Origin of the sequence: Stenotrophomonas pictorum JCM 9942, from assembly GCF_001310775.1 — a bacterium.
In the GTDB taxonomy this organism is placed as follows: Bacteria; Pseudomonadota; Gammaproteobacteria; order Xanthomonadales; family Xanthomonadaceae; genus Stenotrophomonas; species Stenotrophomonas pictorum.
Genome location: NZ_BAZI01000731.1, coordinates 1 through 731, shown reverse-complemented (window position 1 = coordinate 731; position 731 = coordinate 1). Strand labels below are relative to the sequence as shown.

At 68.1% G+C, this 731-nt stretch carries 1 protein-coding gene; it reads left to right on the top strand.

The annotated features are described in order from the left end of the window. Positions 1-268: 268 nt before the first annotated feature. A partial coding sequence (locus tag JCM9942_RS17350) for a 50S ribosomal protein L11 methyltransferase (protein ID WP_172675206.1) occupies positions 269-731 on the top strand: 463 nt, incomplete at its 3' end.

The window sequence follows — 731 nt, the reverse complement described above, 5'->3', positions numbered from 1 at the left end:
CAGCCTGCTCGGCCCGGCACCGCTCTGTGCCAGCCCGCTGCGATAGCCCAGCACCGCCAGCAGCGCGGCCGCCGGCAGCACCAACAGGTACCAGGGTTTTCTGGACAGGCTGGAAAGCATGGAAACCGGCGAAGACCGCTGCGGCAGAAGGATGCGAAGTCTAGCAACCACAGCGGCGGAACGGCTGAATCGGCGGGCGGAAAACGCGCAATCGGGCGCCGCCTCGTCTAGGATGCGCGGTCTGTCCCGCTGTCGCTGTCCCTCGCCCATGCCATTTCTCGAAATCACCCTGCGCTGCACCGAAGCCACACAGCCCCGCTACGAAAATGCACTCGACGACGTCGGCGCGCTGGCGGTGACCATGCTCGATGCCGACGCCGACACCAGCAACGAGCGGGCGATCCTGGAACCGGGCGTGGGCGAGACCCCGCTGTGGAACGAACTGGTACTGACGGCGCTGTTCCCGGCCGACACCAATGCGCTGGCGCTGCTGGCCGCGCTGGAAGCCTTCGATGCCGGACTGGACTGGAGTTCGGTCAGTTTCCGCACGGTCCAGGACGAGGACTGGGAGCGCGCCTGGCTGGACCAGTTCCAGCCGATGCGCTTTGGTGCGCGCACCTGGATCGTGCCGTGGAACCATGAACTGCCCGAAGACGCGCAGGCCGCCGATGCGGCCGTGGTGCGGCTGGACCCGGGCCTGGCGTTCGGCTCGGGCACCCACCCGACCACCG